Below are 16,853 nucleotides of genomic sequence, written 5' to 3' on the forward strand. Positions count from 1 at the left end.
TTAAATGAATCCGTCGCCGGTCAGCTTCTTCGCAATCTTATTGGACAGAAGGATGAGTATCAATCCGACCATTGACTGGAACAAACCGATAGCTGTGGCATAGGAATAATCCGGGAAGGAGGATACCAAAGACACCTTAAACGCATAGGTCGGGATAACCTCCGAAACAGAGAGATTGTTCTGATTCTGCATCGCAAGAATCTTCTCATAACCCATGTTCAGCATTCGTCCGATCTCCAGAATCAGCATAATCACTGCCGTGGGCATAATCGCGGGCAAATCCACATAACGGATTCTCTGAAGCAGGGTCGCGCCGTCAATAATCGCCGCTTCATGCTGCTCCATATCCACACCTGCAAGCGCAGCGATATAAATGATGGAACCGTAACCGACCGTCTGCCACACACCGCTCCATACATATACAGAAGAAAAAAGCTCCGGTGTACCGAGAATATTCATCCCCATATTTTCATAAAAGAAACTTCCGACAGCTCCTACACGGGTATCGAATACCGCATTCAAAATCCCCACAAATACAATGGTAGATATAAAATATGGCAAATATGTTACCATCTGTACAAACTTCTTAAACTTCACCTTCCTGACATAATTTAACGCTAAAGCCAGAATGATGGCGCAGGGAGTATTCACGACCAGAGTGTAGAGAGAAATCACCAAAGTATTTCTCAAACTCTCCATAAAATTATAGTTATTAAAAAACCGTATGAAATTGTCCAATCCGAAATGTGCCGCCCAGGGACTTCCCCAGATGCCGTCCACAATCCGATAATTTTTGAATGCCAGCAGAATACCGTACATGGGTGCATAGGAGAACACTGCCAACATAATCACCGGGAAAGCAACCATCATATACAACTGCCAATGAGCTTTAAAGTAATGGCCAAAGGTTCCGCGCTTTCCAGGCTGCCGAGTCTTTACTTTCGTTTTCAATTCGTACCTCCTTTTCTTGTTTTGCTGAAATCAAATTATCACCTTTTCTTCAAAAAATCATTCTACAATTCTCCCTGTACTACCATGCAAAAATTAAGAAAGCCCGTAAATACGGGCTTTCTCAAGTAGATACACGCTTCTTTTTTCTATATTCCGAAGGGCTGAGCCCCGTCACTCTCTTGAAGGCTCTGCCAAAAGTATTTTGTGCAAGGTAACCCACCAATTCCGAAATCTCACTGACAGACAAATTGGTATTCATCAAAAAATCTTTCGCCTTGTCCACCCGAACCGTTTCCACATATGTGGAGAAATTCGTTCCGTAAGTTTTCTTGAACATTTGGGACAAATACCCTTCACTTAATTTGAAATGCGCTGCCACGGAAGCCAGACATAATTCCGGATTTCCGAAATGAGTATCAATATATGCCGTCACCGCAGAGGAATTCATATCAAACATGCCCCAATGCTTCTGGCTGTCCACATATTCGCATACCTGTCTGTAAAGATTCAGGGTACCTATAAACTGTGTAATCAAGGGCGCATTGTGGTTCTCCTCCAGCTTCGCATAATAGTTCCTGTAATCATCTTCCCCCATCCCCATACGCCCTATGATACGAAAAAGCACAGACTGCAGTTCACTCAGCAACATCTGCTGCAGATACACGGGAAGATTGTTTTCTATGATATATTTCTTCATAATCTCTTCCAGCGCGTCATGCAGACCCCTGCCGTCTCCCGCCATCACAAAATGTCCCAGCCTCACCTGTAAATCCTGCGGCGGATACTTCAGCACATCCACAGCAGTCTCACGATACCAGATAATCGGATTCTCAATCTGGTCATTTTCATCAAAAACCATATAGGATGCGTTCTGATAGGATTCATAAACCTGCTCCAGCTTCTCTGCCCGGTTGCCGCCATAGGCAAAAAGTTTCTCTGCAATGCTGAATGAGATATTCTCCCTGATACGCAGGATAATCTCTTCCACTTCCTCTTGGAACAAACTTTCCCGTTCTTTCGCAATGCCCAGAAGCAGTACCACTTGTTCTTCACCCAAACTGGTATACAGACTGTCCGGAACCTCCTTTTCGATCACTTCCATCAGGGACAGGATGCAGGAGCACATTAATTTCATATCTTCTTCCCTTACATCCCCGGGAAACAGATGAAATCGGAACAAAACAACACCGAACACCCTGTCTCTCCATTCAAAACCCACGTGCTCCGCAATTTTCTCCGCTTCTCCATCCACCTTGAAATCTCCATAAATAAGACGGTTCATAAATGCATTCCGCAGATAAGGGCGCTGGCTCTCAATCGCACCCGCAAGTTTGGTATTCGTAGCCGCAAGGTAATTAAACGTCGTCTTTAAACTGGAAAATACCGACTGATGTCCCTCAAAATGTTCCGTACTCCTGGATACCTGGCGCAGGATATCATTGATCGGAGTAACGCTTCGCATTGACATATAATAGCTGAGCAGTATGCCTGTCACTGCTCCTGCCAGAATAAATACACCGGATACCAACAAGGTGGAAAGTACTCTTTTCATTACCACATCCTGCGGCAGCAATTCATAATATGTAAGTCCGGAACGGCTGGAATCATACTTTACAACCTCATATTCTTCTCCGCCAAATCGGATTTTCAGTCGATCTCCCTTCTTTTCTTCCTGTATCTGCTGCCTCAGTTCCAGGATTCTCTCCTGCTGCCATGGCTCCTCTGAGATATCCTGCCGGAAATAAAGCAGCTGCCCGTTCATATCCACCATAAAGCGAATCCCGCCTTCCACAGGCACAGGCAGCATTTCTTCCAGCGCGGACTCTTCCATATATATCTGAATCCTGCTGCTGGATTCTGCACTCGTCGACATAAGCGGTCTCTCATAATAGCAAAGCTTCAAATATACATCCTTTTCATCTTTTGTATAGTAATACCTTTCTATAGGAGAAAGCCCATAGAGAGCTTTCTCCTCTTTCATATGCGTATACCAATCTTCAAAGCCTGCATATTTGTCCGCATGCATATACAGGTTATAAAATTCTTCATAAGTATACACCGCATTTTTACTTATAACCATTTCACTCTGGTCAAAAAAGATGAAATATGAAAAAATAGACTGATTCATCTGGTACAAATCCGGCAGGGAATCCCGCAGTTCATACACCCGATAGGTATTGGGATAGTCGAATACATTCGTTCTCCTGCTGAATCCATTCACGTAAGAATTAGCAGCGATAGAGTCTCCCAGATACTCGAACTCGTCCAGCACATTGTCCACAAGCACCACGGCATGGGAAAGCTCGCTCTCTTTTGCCCTGATATCATCCTCTGCAATCAGGGACAGCATATAAATATAATAGAAACAGCAGATCAGCATAGGAATAAACAGTACCGCAAGATAAGTCAGCAGGTAGTACCAAAATATTTTATCCTGTTTTATTTTCCGCAATATTCCACACCGTCCTGCAGCTTCACTTCTTCCGTTTTTCCATTTACACATATTACCAGTTCCGTATCCCGTCCGGGCACGATACGGTACCACAGCACCTTTCCGTCTTTCCACTCCATATCCAGAGTTCCGCCGCTTCGAAGTCCCATACCTCTCAATCGTCCGCCCGCCGTCTCAGCCGTCACCGCCGGCAGAAGTTCCAGTCTGTCCGGTCTGCTGTAGGCAAGCATCTCAAGGACAGCCGCCGATGCACCTAGATTACCGTCTATCTGGAATACATAATCATGCTCGCCAAGCGGATGATTGTCCATCAGATTGGGATAAGTGCCCATGGTAAGGATCGCCTGCAGGTTCTCGTACGCTTTCCTTCCTTCTCTGAAATGCGCCCATAAGCCGATGATCCATGCCCGCGACCAGCCGGTATGACCGCCGCCGTTTGCCAGACGCCTCTCAAGCGTCACTCTCGCCGCATCCATCAGTTCACCTGTCTTCTCATAAGAAATGGAACTTCCCGGATACACGCCATATACATGGGAAATATGCCGATGTCCCGGTTCCGGTTCTGCATAATCCTCCATCCACTCCATAAGTTGTCCGTATCTGCCGATTTTCAGCTTTGGGAAGCGCTCCATCACGCAGGCCGCTTTCCTGACCTTCTCTTCGTCAAGCGCAAGCACTCTGCAGGCATTGATATAGCAGGAGAAAAGCTCCATTAAAATCTCTGTATCCATCACTGCGCTCTCACAGAGCACGCCGTACGTTCCATCCGCCCTTTCATAAGTATTCTCCGGCGACATGGACGGGGAAGTCACCAGATTCCCCTCTTCGTCCTCTATCAGGAAATCATAGAAGAAAGTCACGCACTGCTCCAACACATCAAAATGTTCACGCAGGAACGCCGCATCACCCGTATACAGATAATGCTCCCAGATATGGGTGGCAAGCCAGGCCTCTCCCATCACCCAGAAAGTGGAAGTGATGCAGTGATCCTGGGGCGCCGTATCCCCGTACAAATCCGTATTGTGATGGGCAACGCTTCCTCTGCACCCATACATCTTCTGCGCCGTCTCCTTGCCGTTCTCCTTCACCCGCTCAAGCAAATCAAAGAGGGGGAGCTGGCATTCGCTTAAGTTCCCGCTTCCTGCAATCCAGTAATTCATCTCTGTATTGATATTGATGGTGAACTTACTCTCCCACACAGGATAGAGCTTGTCATTCCAGATACCCTGCAGATTAGCGGGAAGGCTTCCCTTCCTGCTCGAAGACATCAGAAGGTATCGGCCATACTGGAAATACAGCTCCATCAGCCCCATATCCCTCTCGCCTGCCTGCACTCTGCGCAGACGCTCGTCTGTTGGGATCTGCTCAAGGCCTGCATCCGTCAGTTCAAAGGAAAGGGCAAGCCTGTTGAAAACAGATCCGAAATCTTCCTTATGTACGGCGCGGATATCCGCTTCTTCCTTCACAGCCGCCGCTCTGATTCTGTCCAGACAGACTTTCCGATAATCCGCTTCCCGGAAGCTCGTCTCAATATCCAGATAGAGATATGCCTCCCGCACGTCCCTCACAAGCAGATGTTCGCCGATGACACGCACAAAACCGCCCACTGCCTTCGCGCAAAGCGCCGCAGCAAAGGATATCCCCTCCTGCCCGCCGTCCACGGTAAAGCAAACCGTATGCTCATCCACCTTTTCCACTTCATCTGTGGCATTATGACAGCGTCCCAGGAGACAATCAAAGGAAAAAGCGGTTCCGTCTTCCGTCCTCAGCACCATCACCATACAGTTCTCCGGATAGGATACATAGCTTTCCCGTATATAACGCACGCCCTGCACCGTATAAGCTACCCGGGAAATCCCCTCTGCAAGCTCCAGCTCTCTTCTATAATCCTGCACCTCATCCCCATGGTGCATCTGCAGACAGCATTCGCCCGCCGTCTGATAAGAACGCTGGGAATTGGGCACACCTGAGAGCGCATACATGGCGAGCCGCTGCGCCTCTTCCACCCGGCCTTCCCGAATCAGCTTTCGAATCACGGGAAGATTCTCCTTTGCATCCGGGTTGATGCGGTTCAGATGCTTCCCGCTCCAGACGCTGTCCTCATTTAACTGAATCAACTCTCTTGTGATACCGCCGTGCACCATGCCGCCTATTCTGCCGTTGCCGATAGGCAGGGCCTCATGCCAGAAACGCGCCGGTTTGTCATACCATAATTTCATAGTTACTCCTTATCTCCCCATTTCAAATTGGCTGTCCTATTTTGTGAATCAGACAGGGATTCTGCCTGTCATTTCGTTCTCCTATTTGATGCTTTTATTTCATTTTTCCACAAGCCCTGGAAGGAATCAATGATTTATTCTTATATAAAATTGATTTATTCTCATATATACAGAATTTACACCGTATGCCAGGATTTATCTGCATCATGCATATGTGGGGCTCTAATCTTTCGTATCATCCGCATATCCATGCGTTATCAACCTGTGGCAGGCTGGATGCAGACCACAACCGGCATCAGAAAAAGGATGGTTTTTTCCGGCCGGGAAAAGCGATGGCCAGGCTTTTTATGGGAAGTAAGAATATTAAAGTACTGAGTCCGCTTGGCCATATCATATAGCAGCATAGCCAGGTCAGAGTAGAGCTGTCTTTTTCCTCTGCTTTCACCTTACTCAATATCAAGTCATACCAATCCTTAAAATCGTCTGTTTCCATAGAATGAATATCCGTTTTCCATGTAATGCCAAACAGCTTATATAAAGTGATAAGACACTTTTTTAATAATACAAATGAGTACAACCGTAGAGAAGAGCAGATATTCTGGCCAGATATGTTATCTATAACCTACGTTCTTACTATTCTAAAAATTTTAAACATTTAATAATTTCTTCAGGTTCAGGTAATAAATCTTTCATATTTTCAGGAAGCGAATTGCTTAACCGATATGTTGAAACACCAATCGGAGCTGAGGATTGTTTTGAGGCATATTTACATATGACTTGTCTTTACTATTTTGCATCCATACCTTCCCATTTGTTACATAGTTCAACTCCTCCGATAAAACGGACGTTGTTACAACAAGGACAGTATCTGCTCTCTTACGCAATTCCATCCATTATTGGAAATATTAAAAATATGATAATGCAAAACACCTTTTTTTAAAACATATTGATCTTTCTCATATCGTGCATTCCAAAATGCTATCTCTTTTTCTGTCGGCGTTCTTTGTTTTCTATTGGTGTGGGCACATCTTAACTGTGACTCTATATTGTCTGAATACAAATAAAATACATGCCAATTTAATCCTTTCAAAGTCCCTAACAAAATATCTACATGGCAAGCCGCTCTTTCAAAAGACACATTATAGTTTTTCATCATGTCATTTATCGGATGGTGCATAAGCGAGCCATCAAAAATGTAATAATCGATTTCCGTATCTATGTCCGCAATAAAATCTTCCCAAACACTCTTATATATTGCTGTGTATTCATCAAGGGGTACTAACCGAACCGGATTATAGCAAAATTCCATTTCTTTCAATTCAGACAATAATGGCTCTTGAAACAGCGGTGTATCCGAATCATAATAACGAAGCAAAACTGCTTCACTTGTCATGATCGAATTACTCTGTAATACGGTTTTGCAGCTTGAATACTTCGCACATAACTCTTTATATGTATCTTTGGGAACATAAGCGGTGCAGTAAAAATCTATGGGATTTGTATAGTCAAATTCTAAATAAGATTTAACCGTATACCCTTTTTCACATAGTTTGTCGGACAGCATCCGCACCATTGTTGACTTGCCCACGCCGGAAATACCCTCTACAAAAATAATCTGAGTCATGCTTTTCCCCCTTCATTTCCCGCTATCCTCCGCCATCATCAGCAGCTCCACAATCCCTCTCTGCGCCTCCTGCGTATAATAAAACACCTCATACTCATTCCCCTTCGAACTAATCCGTGTTTCCGCTTCTATCCCAAACTCCGTCCCATATTCCGTTATCTTCCGCAGCGGCATCCGGTTGACGAATTTCAATTCAAACAGCCCTTCCTCCAGCAGCATCTGCTCCACCGCCTTTATTGTCAGACGCTTCGTCGTGCTCTCATCCCGCAAATCATTCATCTGCCCAACCAAATCACTCAGGGACATCTTTTCCGCATAATGCAGCTGGTCAGCGATCTCCTCCGTCATCACAAAATCCGTCTTATTCTTCTTCCCCGTCGAACTCCTCACAACAGACTTTTCCCCGCTCTTCTCCGCATCCCCTTCATAATCCTGTACCACATCATAATCCAGACTGGAAAACTCCACCGCTCCCAGACTGTCCGGAGCATCCGTCTTTCCATGCTCTTTATTAAATTCGATCACCTTCTGCAGGAACGTTTCCCCATATTTCTCATATTTAAACTCACCCACCCCGGACAGCGAAAGCATCTCATTCTTATCCACAGGCCGTATCACACACATATGTACCAGCGATTTATCCGAGAACACAATATAAGGAGGCACCCCTTCCTTTTTCACCAGTTCTGCCCGCAGGCCACGCAGAATCTCAAACAGCTTCTCATCCTCTTCCTCCAGTTCAAAGGCCGCCGCTCCCCTGCTCTTCTTCCCTTTCTTTTCTCCTGCCGTCTTAGCCGGATGCTCCTGTTCCTTCGCCATCTTCATGGTCACCGTCTCATCCTCTTCCAGGATGAGCTTCGACTTCCCAGTCAGCTTCACAATGGCATATTCATCATTGGTAACGGCCAGATATTCATGCAGCATCAGATAATTCATCACCTGCCGCAGCTTATAAACCGGCGCCCCGGACAGTTCTCCGTAATGCGGATTCTCATCCATCCGGTACTGTCTGATTTTCGCCGTATTCGCCCCATGCACCGTATCGATGATCACATTCGTCCCATACCTCTGCCTGCAGGCCAGCACACATCCGATCAAAGCCCGTGCAATCTCCGTCACATCCACTTCCTCAAACTGGCTCAGGCAGTTCGCACAATTCCCGCAGTAATTCGATCCGTACTCCCCAAAATACCGGAGAATATAATCCCGCAGGCATTCATTCGTAAAGCAGTAGAAGGTCATCTTACGCAGCCGGTCCCGGTCCCTCTCCGTCACCAAATCCCTGGTGAGCGCATCCATCTCCTGGTTGTCCTGGTTATGGTCGATAAAGAACTGGTTCGTCACCACGTCCTGCCCGCCGTACAGCAGAATACATTCCGACGGTTCCCCGTCTCTGCCGGCCCTGCCGGCTTGTGTCAAGTTAATGACAGTAATTTAATTTGTTTTTTTGATAACCTATCAATAAATAGGAACTCTAAGCAATCCCATACTTCCTAAAAATTTTATCTAAATCTTGTTTACTAATTCTGCCACTTAAATAATACGATTTAGCACTTGCCTCAACTACTTCGAAAAGAAGATCAAAATTCAGCCAATCTCCGGATTCATAAAATTTTCTCAGTTCTTCAAAATCCCTCAATAATTCTGTCGGTAAACTCTTATCTAATACAATGGTTTCATCAATATACATAATTTCACCGTTCCTCATCTAAATAACTATCTTCATGATAATCATATCCCCTGTTACATAATTTTTCAAAGGCAGGACAAAGAATCTTTTCATATCTTGTTCTTATAATCGTCTGATAATATCTTTTCTGGATATCTGATATAACTGGTATTTCGCAGATCATATCCTGTATTTTATTCATGCTAAGTGCTATAGCAGGAACCAGTCTTTTTACTGACTCCATACACTCTGAATACTGCTGCTTTTCGATAAAATAATAGGGATTAATTTTCTTCCCTTCCATTTCAAAAATACATCTTCTTCCTTTATATGCCTCTGTTTCAAGCAATTTTTCATTTTCCAATATTAACTGCATTTTTTCATCATCCCATTTACAATTCAAACAATTTCCATTATCATAAACAGGCGCAATTCTCTTCATACCATCTTCTGATATAATAATACCCCAGTTACTGTTATTTCTGTCAGTATTCCCGATGAATGCGTCAATAATAAACATATCCCAAAAATGTCGTTCTATATTAACCATGTCTTTAAAGAAAGGATGTTCTCTGATAGTCATAATTATCTCATACAAATCAACTCCATTCCCATTTGTCTCGTTACCATTAGAATCAAAAAAACGGGGTTCAAACGTAACCTTTATTTTATCAAATTCATAAAGCTTTTCCCCTTCAGCCAAAAAATCTTTACATGCAACTACTACTTTGTTATTCCTTATGCCCAAAATTGTATCATGAGATGGTATTCCCAGCATACTATATATTTGTGAGCCGATGTATTCACATACAGGACTGTTAGAATAACTCATAACTATATTTTTCATTTTTTGTTCTTTTAAGTTTCCAGGATATTTTACTATATAATTACTTCCCTGATAGAATATTCCGATTTTTCTTCCAGCTGTACCTCCATACATTCTATCATTCTGACTATATTCATCAAAATTAATTAGTTCCATAAAAATCACCTCAATCTTTTTTGAAATTTTATATGCTCATATATACCTTTACAGATAGTGACTTAAATCAAAATTTTTTCACATATCTCTATTTTTCTTCTATTCCCACATTATTTGTAAATCCAGACACCTTTTTGACTGTTCGAGACAAGATATATTTGCACAATCTTATATATATTGATTCCCTAATCTGTGCTCTACACAGAAACAGCAAAGAAGCAAAAAGGAAGTAACCATCACTGGTAATAGAACAAATAAGCATAGGAAGGATTGTCTTCATCTTTTTTATTTAGTGAAATACTTGCTGAAATTATAAACCAATATGTAAATTCCCCCAATAAATTTGAATTTCTATGTCCATAAATCCTCCTACCATAAGTTATCAATTATTTAAATAAATCAATAAGTCTGCGTATATGATTGCACACAGGTTTTCATCATCAGTGTTCCAAATCGTTGCTCCAACGTTCCAATATACTCTTTCTTTATATACAACTCAGTACCACTATATAATGGAATTGCATATCCAGGATACTCGCTGTCACCTTTATAACTCGATGACCATTTTTTCATAATAAAGACAATATCATTTTCCTTATTGATTGCAATATATCTCCTATGTAAAAAATCAAATTCAATATGTACGTTAAGTAGTTTACAAACTGACATTCCAGGCCACAGATAGTCTTCATCTTCTAATTCTCGATCTAGCGTTCTAATAAAATCAATCAGCGATTTCGAATTATCTGAAATCATATAGATTTCTCCTTTTTCAACTGCTGTGGCTAAATATTGCTGGAATGGAATCTGATGTTCTTCGTCTTCCTCTCTTACTATTCCCTGATATGCAAATACCAAAGAAACCTGTTGATAATCGATGCGTTTTCTTGTTTCGGAGCATCCTATTAGAATGTATTCATCCTCATTATTTTTGAGAAAAGGCTCACACGAATTATTCTTATCATACAGATGATTCTTTGGTTGCATTTCACGGCACTTAAATAATCTATACATTCCCTGATAGTCAGGCATCAATAGTAGCAAACTCTGTGGAATCAACTCGGGTCTTCTGTCCAAAAAAGCTTTTTCAATGATTGTATGGAGTGCATATTGAATTACATATGATTTGTACACAGTATTTATTTCAGAAATCTTACTTGACACCCCAACAAAATCTTGTATTTTATCATTCAGTTTCCTTGATGCATGTAGTTCTTCATAGAGTTCTACATAGCTAATGCCACAGGTATTGACCACTTGCATAATGGGATCTCGGTATACTGAATTCTTAGCGTATTCATCAGCTCCTTCTCGAGTCTTTTCTTCCCCCAGATCATATAGTTGTTCTGCTAAATAAAACTCAATATCTTCCTGTTCCATATAATCAGGTGCATGTTTATCAGAACACTTTAAAAGAAAGCTCTTATATATTGTAAATTCCGAAAATATGACATCCAAAAGCAAATTTCCGGTTGGATAAACAGCATTAATTGCATTTATCATTCGATCTATATTCAATTCCTTCAAACGATAACCATAACATCTTACTAAATCTGCGATTGCTATTTGTGTCACAAGATTATACTGTTCATAATGCTCCAGACAAAATACTATCGATTCCGTAAATTCTGAATAATTCTCTTCTTCAGCAGCATTCGCCAAATAAGCATAAGCTGCTAAAAACGATTCCTTTCCTCCATCAATGAACCGCATTAATAAGCAGTTACGCAGTCCTAACAGTTCATCCATTTCTTCCAAAACATTGTCAATAGGATACTGATCAAGGTTCGGAAAACGAAGTTTCATAATATCGAATGCACTTCTCCAAATCATAATAATACTATCCTTATCAAATCCAATCGCAAAAAATGCATCCAAAAGACCTTTTGTAATTCTGCCTGAACGTAAAATAATAACTTCAGGTAATTCACGATAAAACGTGTCACAAGCCACATCAGAACTCCGTCGTATACTGTTGAGAAATTCATCCTTATCAATTAAAGAGCTTCCCCGTTCATATGAGTAAAGGTACATCAACATATGAACTTCTGACAATTCTTTATCCTTCAGTCCTAGCCGCCCAATGATTTGCAGAACAGTATCCTTACTTTTCTGACTGTACCTCCATCTATCAGCTTTAGTAATCATAAATCTCAGCATCTCAAGTAAAGTATCTTTATCATTCTGATAATTCTCAAGAAATTCACAGATATCTTGTATATCTCGCTCGATTAAATCATGTGTTTCAAACCATTTCTTTGCGTCCTCTGGAGTTGAGGCTTCAAAATGTGTTTGATTGTCATCAAAAACATCAACTGTTTTCTTACCGTCTTTATTGTCCATATCGTCAGCTTTCTTTATACGGAAATATTCTATATACTGTGAAACATCAAAACCTGCTGACTCGGCTATTAACAAGAATTCTTTGATACTTCCATCTTTCCATGAATCACTTTCTGGCCAAGGCATATCAAGTATATTGAATCTTGAAATAACATTGATAACAAGTTCATTCATACGGCATTTGATCCGTAATCTTTCATCATCGTTTGTTCCTGTGTACATCTGTTCTAGTGTTCTGAATACAGATGTGGCCGCATCAATTATATTTGGGCTTGTATCATTTGGAAGCGACTCAATCAATCCAATTACAATATCCAAATAGCCAGAATTATTGCAATACTTTTCTATAGCAGAACATAACATACCTTCCACAACCCAACTTTTTCCATACTTAATCTGTAACCCAGACAGAAATGTAAGTGCATACCTCGAGTCTGTCTTGAGCAATTTATCAAACCAATGGTTTAGAAAGTGCTTTGTTTCTCTTCCATCAGTATGATTCCAGAGAGCCATTGTCATTTTCGTTATTGTGTCACGTTCCTCTTCTGGATTTCCTGCAACAGATTCAAAAAATATGTTATAAGAATCCATAATCTGCTTCAAAATAATATCTTTGTGATATCCATATGCAACAAGATAACGTGTACACAAATCAAAATACTTTAAAGCCTCAACCTGATTATACTTTGAAATAAGACTAACAAAGCGGAGCTTTGCCGCAGCTATGCAGTCATATACCTCATTTTTTTCTATTTTCTCCTGAGTCCTTAATAAATAAGGTTTTACTATTTCATAATTATCAATAGTCAGAAAACGAGATATTAAGCTCAAAAATTCAGCATCAGTTAAAGGCCCTCCCATGCTATGATCAAAACTTGTTCCAGTTTCATCATCAAGCCGCTCGAGAATACCTAATGCTTTCTCCAGATCCTCTACTGTCCCATTTTTGTTAATCAGTTCTACCGCCCGTTCATATGACCTTGTTAACTCATTCTGAAGAAAATACAAATCACAAGTACGTGGTTCTCCCTTGAAAACTTCCGTATCCTGTAGCAATAATTCTAAATTAGTAATCGCTGATTCACAGATGGATTTAGAATCCATTTGTGCTGTGTGTGTGCACAATTCTGCCATCTTGATAGAATAAATTATCCAATTATAGAACCAGTTAATATTTTTACAATCAGCTAAGACTGCCTCTACAGCTTTTCTGTCCCCCTGATCAGCGAGATGGTATACTTGTGAGAATAATTCCTTGAAAATCTTGATATCTTCTTCTCCTGGCATCTTCAGTTTTTTGATTTTTTCCCAGTTCCCAATTGCAGCCTCAAAAGAAACATCATTTTTCGGATAATATCCAGTTTCAATATATGAAAGATAACTTTTCCAATGAATCAGTTGTTGCTCTTCCGCAATTGAAGCAATTTCATCAAATTCTATATAATCCTGTAGCTCATCATACGCAATCTCAATACATTGATTTCTTATTGAAACATTTTCTTTTTCTATCATCTCCATGAGCTTAGGAATGATGCTAACTCCCTGTTCATCAAGATGATATCTAAAATAGTATTTAAACTCCTCAATCTTGTACTGTTTAGCATCTGTATCTAAATACAGTTCCCACCAAGGTGTAATACCAGCTTTCGAAGAAATATAACATGCCAGTCGACCTGTATTCTTATCAAAGGTTGGTTCTCCATTAATCTGCATCAATTGATTTAGTTTAGAAGCACCTTTTATATCACATATTGCTTGGAAGTATTCTTCACCAGTACTTTCGAATTCGTTCATATCATCGAGCATTGCCAACAATTCACCAGCTGTTACCAACGCAACTAAATTTCTGCTTCTACCTGCGCTTCGAATAATGCAATTCAGATTCATTCTTATACGTTTTCGAGAATACCCCTCTGAGACTGATTTAAGAACAAATTCATTCTCAATCAAAGCAGTATTTTCAACATCCCTCTTGATCTTATACAGTAATTCCGTAAGATAATAAAACGACTTATCAAATTCAAAAAATGGTTTCTCCTGTAACCAATCAGCAAGGATACCATAAACATTTCTCTCTAAATCAACCTTTTTCTCCTTTAATGAGGACAACACAAATCGGCGAAAACTTTCATGATAAATTGAAAAACCACCGCTTAGAATATTTTCAATCAATAGTGGGTGAAGCACCGACATATCGCGTTCTACAAATTCTCCATCTCCAGTAATCTCCATCAAATCATCTAGACTAAGATAGAAGTCTGCCCCACAAAGTGCATTAACTGTGCGATTGTTATGAACCTTTTTATATAAATAGGAATAATACTCAGATAGACTTATATCGTAATCGGGTATTCCGTCAATTAATTCTTTATTTATATTTGAGTTTTGTAACTGACGCAAGATATAACTGAGGTACAGCGCATTTCCCTGAGATTTCTTAAGTAGATATTCACTTATTGATAAACCATCGTCATCTTTGATAGCATCATCAGTAATCTGAAAAGTCGCCATTAAGGATTTCGCTTGCTTAATACCCCATGGCTCAATTTCAAATACACAGTAGCTATTGGCTTTGAATTTATCCAGTGCATCTATTGGCTGCGATGCTATTATGACATAGCAGTTATCAGGAAAATGAATTTCCAACAGTTCCGAAATGATTTCCGTTTCTGAACGTGAAATAAGATCTTTATGTAGATCATATTCTCTGGAGATGTGATCAAGGCCATCCACTACTAAATAGAATTCTTCTCCAATGCGTCGAAGCAGATTTTCAAGCTCTGCTTTATTAGCACCAAAAGTTGTATTCTTATGCTCAACTAATTCTGGGCATTGTTCCACAATCTGTGAAACCAGATTGCCATATAAGGAAGTTACACGTATTCTCTCAAGACTATTTGTGTCCTGCAATGACTGGAAGCAATTATAATGAATAACTTTACTGTCATCATTCTCAAGTTTATCTATATATTCATCGACAAGCCAAGACTTTCCTGATCCAGGATTGCCAGTAATAATAACACGTTTTGAATCACGAATTGTTCCGTGTAGCCTTTCAATTTCATCGTCAAGTATAACCTTATGTGCTGAATCCACTGGAAATCTTTGATCAAATTTCCCATAATCCATTATAAATCCAAGGCGTCCCATTAATGTATTGGTATAAAGTCTATTACCCATAGCTCTGGAGTGCTTCACTTCCGTAGCAAGCTTATAAATAACATCTTCAGCGTTGAGACCATCATTTGGATATATTCCTACACCCAATTTCTCAACTTGCCGAATAATTACATTTTCTATGCCACCAGGATTCTTTAAATCAAGACTTGCCTTAGGCATTTCTAGAATAATTGTGAGTTCATTACAAAAAGATAAAAAGTCTTCTCTAGCGATAAGCCCTGATTTAATTGCCAAATTAAACTTTCTCCACGTTTTTGGAGGTAGATTTTCTACTGGCCAAAACACCTCTCCATCAAACGAATATGCAGCAATTGAAAAAGGCAGGGTCTGTTCTTGAATAGGCTTCAAAAACTCTGTAATCGGATCATCATCAGTTGGCCTGTTCCACGCAAGGCATAACTTTATCTGAGTATCATTTTCAGATTCTTTTCTTGTTTTCCAAGAAGCGAAAAGATCGCATAACGCAGTATCATGTCCATTGCCATTTGCAAAATCATCTTTAGTAAGTTTATGAGAGCTTTCATCATCAGAATACTTAATCTGAAATTCTATGGTACCATTAGGCGTCTTCACCTTTAGATCGTCAAATTTATCTCCGCTGAAATCCTTACGATCAATAATTATTTCAGCATCTGTCTGGCAAAGCATCAGTTGTAGGATTATTGAAACAGTAAAATAATCCTGATATTCATATCCTTCATGAATTGCACTCTGCATTTAATGACCTCCACACATCAACATTAAGTGAATCAACTTTTTAATTCTTCCCCTGTCATTAAGTCATACATTTACTTATGCCCGTATAATAAGATAAATCGCAAGATGACTCACTACCAATAATTTACACAAATTCTGATTTATCGCCCTGTTTTTTATTAGTATAGCATATAAAAATGAACAAAACAAAACTATTATTTATAAGCCGATGATGCCTAATCTAATACAAACAAAAGCCCTCCCGACTGTCACCAAACCAGTCGAAAGGGCCCGCACATCCTCCTTATTTCCCACCCTTCTCCGCCGTCATCAGCAATTCCACAACCCCTCTCTGCGCCTCCTGCGTATAATAAAACACCTCATACTCATTCCCCTTCGAACTAATCCGCGTTTCCGCCTCTATCCCAAACTCCGTCCCATACTCCGTTAGCTTCCGCAGCGGCATCCGGTTGACGAATTTCAATTCAAACAGCCCTTCCTCCAGCAGCATCTGCTCCACCGCCTTTATTGTCAGACGCTTCGTCGTGCTCTCATCCCGCAAATCATTCATCTGCCCAACCAAATCACTCAGGGACATCTTTTCCGCATAATGCAGCTGGGCGGCGATCTCCTCCGTCATCACGAATTCCGTCTTATTCTTCTTCCCTGACGAATTCCTCACACCAGACTTTTCCCCGCTCTTCTCCGCATCCCCTTCATAATCCTGTACCACATCA

At 40.8% G+C, this 16,853-nt stretch carries 8 protein-coding genes and 2 pseudogenes; 1 reads left to right on the forward strand and 9 read right to left on the reverse strand.

All coding sequences use genetic code 11. The annotated features are described in order from the left end of the window. The 3 genes from DXA36_RS29860 to DXA36_RS29870 form a co-directional block, all read right to left on the reverse strand. On the reverse strand, positions 1-951 hold the full coding sequence (locus tag DXA36_RS29860; protein ID WP_118682903.1) for an ABC transporter permease: 951 nt from the start codon (positions 949-951) through the stop codon (positions 1-3). A 121-nt stretch (positions 952-1,072) separates the two neighbouring features. Then, positions 1,073-3,403, reverse strand: coding sequence for a helix-turn-helix domain-containing protein (locus DXA36_RS29865; protein WP_182479323.1), 2,331 nt, complete (start codon positions 3,401-3,403; stop codon positions 1,073-1,075). Then, positions 3,391-5,622 carry a glycoside hydrolase family 95 protein gene (locus DXA36_RS29870; RefSeq protein WP_118682905.1) on the reverse strand — a complete coding sequence of 744 codons (2,232 nt, stop codon included), beginning with the start codon at positions 5,620-5,622 and terminating at the stop codon, positions 3,391-3,393. The genes DXA36_RS29865 and DXA36_RS29870 overlap by 13 nt, the downstream gene beginning before the upstream one ends. 185 nt (positions 5,623-5,807) lie before the next feature. Between DXA36_RS29870 and DXA36_RS34335 the strand changes: the two genes are divergently transcribed. Next, entirely contained in the window at positions 5,808-6,020 is a 213-nt protein-coding gene (locus DXA36_RS34335) for a transposase (RefSeq protein WP_279221572.1), read from the forward strand. 452 nt (positions 6,021-6,472) lie between these two features. Here DXA36_RS34335 and DXA36_RS29885 read toward each other — a convergent pair whose 3' ends face one another. The 6 genes and pseudogenes from DXA36_RS29885 to DXA36_RS29910 all read right to left on the reverse strand — a co-directional run. Beyond that, positions 6,473-7,246, reverse strand: a complete 774-nt coding sequence (locus tag DXA36_RS29885) for a hypothetical protein (RefSeq protein ID WP_118682906.1) — start codon at positions 7,244-7,246, stop codon at positions 6,473-6,475. Between the two features lie 12 nt (positions 7,247-7,258). Continuing rightward, a pseudogene (locus DXA36_RS29890) lies at positions 7,259-8,659 on the reverse strand (RQC domain-containing protein); the annotation flags it as partial. Between the two features lie 61 nt (positions 8,660-8,720). Beyond that, entirely contained in the window at positions 8,721-8,936 is a 216-nt protein-coding gene (locus DXA36_RS29895; protein WP_118682910.1) for a hypothetical protein, read from the reverse strand. Between the two features lie 4 nt (positions 8,937-8,940). Further along, a complete protein-coding gene (locus DXA36_RS29900; protein WP_118682908.1) occupies positions 8,941-9,897 on the reverse strand; it encodes a CtkA family protein in 957 nt (318 codons plus the stop codon). A gap of 399 nt (positions 9,898-10,296) precedes the next feature. After that, positions 10,297-16,137 (reverse strand): AAA family ATPase, encoded by a 5,841-nt coding sequence (locus DXA36_RS29905; RefSeq protein ID WP_118682909.1) that lies wholly within the window; start codon positions 16,135-16,137, stop codon positions 10,297-10,299. 283 nt (positions 16,138-16,420) lie between these two features. Next, a pseudogene (locus tag DXA36_RS29910) lies at positions 16,421-16,853 on the reverse strand (DNA helicase RecQ); the annotation flags it as partial.

The organism is Eisenbergiella sp. OF01-20 (assembly GCF_003478085.1).
In the GTDB taxonomy this organism is placed as follows: domain Bacteria; phylum Bacillota; class Clostridia; order Lachnospirales; family Lachnospiraceae; genus Eisenbergiella.